Origin of the sequence: Reyranella soli, assembly GCF_007992495.1 — a bacterium.
GTDB lineage: Bacteria > Pseudomonadota > Alphaproteobacteria > Reyranellales > Reyranellaceae > Reyranella > Reyranella soli.
In genome coordinates this window covers 1-4,621 of sequence record NZ_BKAJ01000302.1, presented here as the reverse complement: position 1 = coordinate 4,621, position 4,621 = coordinate 1, and the positions used below count along the sequence as shown (strand labels likewise).

Sequence of the window (4,621 nt, the reverse complement as noted above, 5' to 3'; positions counted from 1 at the left end):
TGGGGGCTGTCACCCTGACGGCTGCTGACACCGTAACACTTGCCGACACGGGAGCCATCCTGGCCGGGCTGTCAGGCGCAGACTTCGGCGGACTGGCGGCCAACGGCGTCGACAGGTTGGACTCCACCAACAACGTACTGTCGCTGAGCGTTGCCCAGTTCCAGGCGCTGGGGGCTGTCACCCTGACGGCTGCCGACACCGTGACGCTTGTCGACGCGGGAACCACCCTGGCTGGGCTGTCAGTTGCAGACATTGGCGGGCTGGCGACCAAGGGGGTCGACAGGCTCGACTCCATCGACAACGTACTGACGCTGTCGGTCGCCCAATACCTGGCGCTGGGAACGGTCACCTTGACGGCTGCTGACACCGTGACGCTTGCCGACACGGGAGCAACCCTGGCTGGGTTGACTGCGGCTCAAATCACAGCGTTGACCGGCATTGGCATCGATAGGATCGACGCCACGGACGATGCGTTGACCTTGAGTCGAGCGCAATTCGTGGCGCTGGGGAATGTAACGGCAACCCTGGACGACGCGCTAACCGTGGTCGGCACCGCGGCAGACGACAACTTCGTGTTCACGACGCAAACCTTCACCAACAACGACAGCCTGGTCGGAAGTGCGGGTACCAACGATACGCTGACGTTGGGGGGCGACTACTCGGCAGGCGTGACGTTCGGGTCCGAGGCATTGTCGGGAATCGAGCGGATCGTGCTTCAGCCCGGCGGCGATTTCGACGTCACGACGGTCGAGGCCAACGTCGGAAGCGGTCAGATGTTGACTGTGGCGGGCACTACGCTCGGCACTGGCGACTCGCTGATCTTCAACGGGTCAGCCGAAACCGATGGGCGATTTACCTTCCGGGGAGGCGCCGGCCCGAACACCTTCACGGGCGGCAACCAAGCGGACACGGTAGCGGCTGGTAGCGGGGTGGATACACTCCGCTACACGTCCGCAGGGCAGTCCACCAGCACGACATATGACACCGTCGGGGGGTTCGACTTCGCGCAGGACCGCCTCGATGTGGCAGGCCCGGTCACCAACACCAAACTGGCCAGCGGTGCGCTGAGCAGTGGGGCGACCTTCGACTCGGGTCTGGCCGCTGCACTGGCCGGGCTGGGTGACAACGAAGCCGCCCTGTTCACGGCGACGGGCGGCAACCTCAACGGCTCCACCTTCGTGGTAGTCGATCAAAATGGGCTGGCCGGATACCAAGCCGGAGAAGACCTTGTTCTAAGGTTGACCAATCCAACCAACCTCGGGTTGTTCCAAACTACGGACTTCTTGTGACCGACGGTCATTGGAGGACAGGTCAGTCGCCCGCTAGCGGTGCAAAAAGATGGCAGGAGCAAGATGCCAAAGTTGAACTCGGCCGACCGTTGGCGGACTAGGCCGCCGACAGGAAGTCGAGGGGAGAAGGGAAGGTACACGGAGAACGTTGGATTTCGGTTTCGAACAATTTCCGTAGGGCCGGCTCGGTTCAAAAAGCCTAACTGCCGCTGCCTTTTCGGTAGCGGCTTTCCCGTCGGCGATGCGCGCTTCCGAGACTCAGTCCTCGACCTCGGGGTCGTCATGACGATTGTAGCAGCCTACTCCAACATCGGTTCTTCGCATGTCGTCAGATACACGGAGGTTTCCGCGCTCCTCGAGGAGTGTAGCGCCCTTTATTGGGGACAATGTTCCGACCCATGGCGATGGATTAGACGCGTCCAGCCATCAGCGGTGCTTGTGCCGATACTGCATTGGCGTCTCGTCGGTCCACCGCCTGAAGGCCCGCACCAGCGGCCCCGGCTCTGTATAACCCAGCGTGTAAGCGATTTGATTCAGGCGCAGATTGGTGTTCGCCAGGTAATACTTGGCGAGATCGCAACGTGCGCCGTCGACCAACTCGCGATAGCCGGCGTTGCGCTCGCCGAGCCTGCGTTCGAGCGTCTTGGCGCTCATGTTGAAATGGCGCGCAACGTCGTCGAAAGCGGGCGCCCCCTTCGCCAGTCGTTCCACGACGTATTGCCGGACGGAATGGGCAAGGTCCTCCTTTCGCGGCCGGGGGCCGATGATACGGCGGCAAGCGGCCTCGAGCGTGCGCAGCAGCCGGTTATCGGCGCCAATCACCGGCAGCCGCAGGGTCTCCTCCGAGAAGATGACCGCATCCCATTCGGCTTGGAACCGGACGGAACAACCGAGAATGCCCTCGTAGTCGATGCGCTCGTTGGGCCGGCTATGAATGAACTCCACACGTACTGGGGTCGCCTTCGACCGCGTCAGCTCCCGCGCGCCCTTCACGAACAGCGCCGACACCCGTTCGGAATTTTGCCTCAACGTGCGAAGGGTGGGATTGGCGTCACGGAAGCGAAGGGCGCTGACTGGTCCTGCCTCTTCGAGAGCTGCGTCGGTTCCTTCGTTGGTGACGGCGATGTAGCGCTCTACGTTGGCCAGCGCGTCCCCTAGTGTCGGCGAATTGGCAGCAATAAAACCGAGCAAACCGTTGTCGCGAACGTCGTGTGAGACGCCGAGCTTCAGGCCATAGGCGGGCTCTGCCAGGAGCAGGGCCGCGCGCTCGATCAAGCGCATGAAGGCGGCATAGGAAATGCGGCCGTCGGGACTGGCGATTTCTGCCCGGGATATGCCCACCTCCCTCAATAGGCCGTCGAGCGCATGCCCTGCGCGCCGCAGATCGTCCGCGATGTAGGTGGCCCATCGGGCCTCGATCATTTGAACCGGCACAATGACGCCAAGGGTCAATAGTCTGACGGGTGAAGTCAATGCACGTACCGCGCGTGATGCGCAAACTGGCCGGAGTGGTTCACCCCCAGGGAGACAGGATCGCCGCGCTACGTGGTTCGGTCCGTCAACCAGAAGTCGGCCCGTGTCCACCCACACCTCCCACTCGACACGGGCCGACTTGCAGGGCGATTCGACCGCAGGCGAGGGGTTAACTGAAGAGATGATTGATGCGACCGATACCTGAAGCCCCCGACGTGACAGAGGCCGACCGCCAGCGATGCCGCGCTTTGATCGAAGCTGCCAGCTTCTACGCGGTTGACTACGAACGCGATGGCGCTTGCTGGGAGCGTGTGCTGCCAAGCGGCGACTGTCTGGTGCTGGCGGTATGGAAATCGGCGCTCTTTGGCAAGCCGGAGCGCGAAGAGTGGACCCTCGTGCGCTACACGGGACGCGGCACGCTCGGCGACGAGACCGGCCCGATGACCCTGCGCAATGCCCTCATGCGCGCCGGCGACGTAGTGGCTGGAGCTACCGACAAGCCTGCCGAAGCCCGACGGCATCAGTAGCGCAGGCCTGAAGCGAGCGATAATCCCGCAGCCGATAGGAAGGAAGCAAGGGCATGCCTAAGTCCATCCGAGACGAGCTTAGCATGATGGCTGCAGGCGCCCGGCTCGGGCAAGCTGTCGTCGATCCCGCCGCTTGGCTGTGCGTTATGGAAGACATTTGTCGGGCAGTCGGGGCCACGGGCGCCATCATGGTGCAGAGTGACGTGCGGCCGACCAATGTTCTGTACACGTCAACTTTGACTGAACTCGGACGGGGCTATGTTCGGGACGGTTGGCATTTAAACGACCCCCGCGTGGCCCGATACTTACCGCGGCTCGTTGGGGGAGAGCCCGTGATCACCGACCTCGACCTTTTCACGGCAGAGGAGGTACGTCGCGAGCCCTACTACACAGAGTTCCTGATCCCGAACGGCTTTCGCTGGCTCGGCGTTGTCGCCTTCCGCGCTGGCTCGGATCTCTGGCGGCTATCGCTCCAACGAACGCCGAACGAAGGAATATTCACGCCGGAGTCCAAGCCAGCTCTCGCAGAACTGTCGCGCCGACTTTCCGATGCTGCAACCCTGTCCAAGGCCGTCAGCCATGCCGCGCTAACAGGCTGCACCAATGCGCTGAATTTAGTCCATTTGCCCGCTCTCGCCATCGATCGCTCAGGAAGAGTTCTCGACGTAAACGCGGCGGCAGAGGCGACCTTCGACCATGAATTGAGGTTGCAAAACCGTCGGTTGTTCATCAGCGACCAAAGCGCGAGCATCGCGTTGGAGCAATTTGTCACGAGGATGCGCATCGTTTCAGAGACTGCGTTCGTGCCCACGAATCCCATCCTGGTGAGGCGGCGAGAGAGGCCACCAGTATTGATACGCGTTCTGCCGATCGAGCCTGCGGCGCGTAGTCCGTTTCTCGGCGCGCGTGCTCTTCTCCTGCTCACGGATTTGCGTAAAACGCGTTCAATCGCGCCCGATTTGCTGATGCAGACATTCGGCTTGACCCGCGCCGAGGCGAAGCTGGCGGCACTGATCGGCGCTGGCCAGCCACTTGAGCAGGCCGCCAATCAGCTCTCCATCGCGCCATTGACTGCACGCACTCAGCTTAAGGCTGTATTCGCCAAGACCGACACCCATCGGCAAGGTGAGCTGGTGGCGTTGCTGTCACGTGTTCACTCACTTCGAACAGGATAGGCATACCCCATATGGGGGATGCGCGAGGTGTCCCTTTGATGGAATCGTCCCAAACAAATTCTTCCAGCCGGGTAGCGATTGGGAACGAAGAAGGGAGCACCATGGCTACAATCAAGAAGGCCGACGTGCTGGACAACGACTCAGGTCGCAATCCGGT

General features: G+C 62.0%; 4 protein-coding genes. 3 read left to right on the top strand and 1 reads right to left on the bottom strand.

The genetic code is table 11. From position 1 onward, the window contains the following. A partial coding sequence (locus tag RSO01_RS48210; protein ID WP_218037674.1) for a M10 family metallopeptidase C-terminal domain-containing protein occupies positions 1 to 1,289 on the top strand: 1,289 nt, incomplete at its 5' end. A gap of 426 nt (positions 1,290 to 1,715) precedes the next feature. On the opposite strand, the gene RSO01_RS46015 is transcribed toward RSO01_RS48210, so the two are convergent. Further along, positions 1,716 to 2,711, bottom strand: a complete 996-nt coding sequence (locus tag RSO01_RS46015; protein ID WP_147157343.1) for an AraC family transcriptional regulator — start codon at positions 2,709 to 2,711, stop codon at positions 1,716 to 1,718. A gap of 266 nt (positions 2,712 to 2,977) precedes the next feature. Here RSO01_RS46015 and RSO01_RS46010 point away from each other — a divergent pair, with 266 nt between their 5' ends. Both RSO01_RS46010 and RSO01_RS46005 read left to right on the top strand, forming a co-directional pair. Continuing rightward, complete coding sequence (locus RSO01_RS46010; RefSeq protein ID WP_147157342.1) at positions 2,978 to 3,289, top strand: hypothetical protein; 312 nt, start codon at positions 2,978 to 2,980, stop codon at positions 3,287 to 3,289. Positions 3,290 to 3,621: 332 nt separating this feature from the next. Continuing rightward, positions 3,622 to 4,464, top strand: a complete 843-nt coding sequence (locus RSO01_RS46005; protein ID WP_147157341.1) for a helix-turn-helix transcriptional regulator — start codon at positions 3,622 to 3,624, stop codon at positions 4,462 to 4,464. Positions 4,465 to 4,621: the final 157 nt, after the last annotated feature.

Bases quoted from the DNA above. Each gene is read 5' to 3' on its own strand.
- RSO01_RS46015 (WP_147157343.1), bottom strand. From the start codon at position 2,711: ATGATCGAGGCCCGATGGGCCACCTACATCGCGGACGATCTGCGGCGC.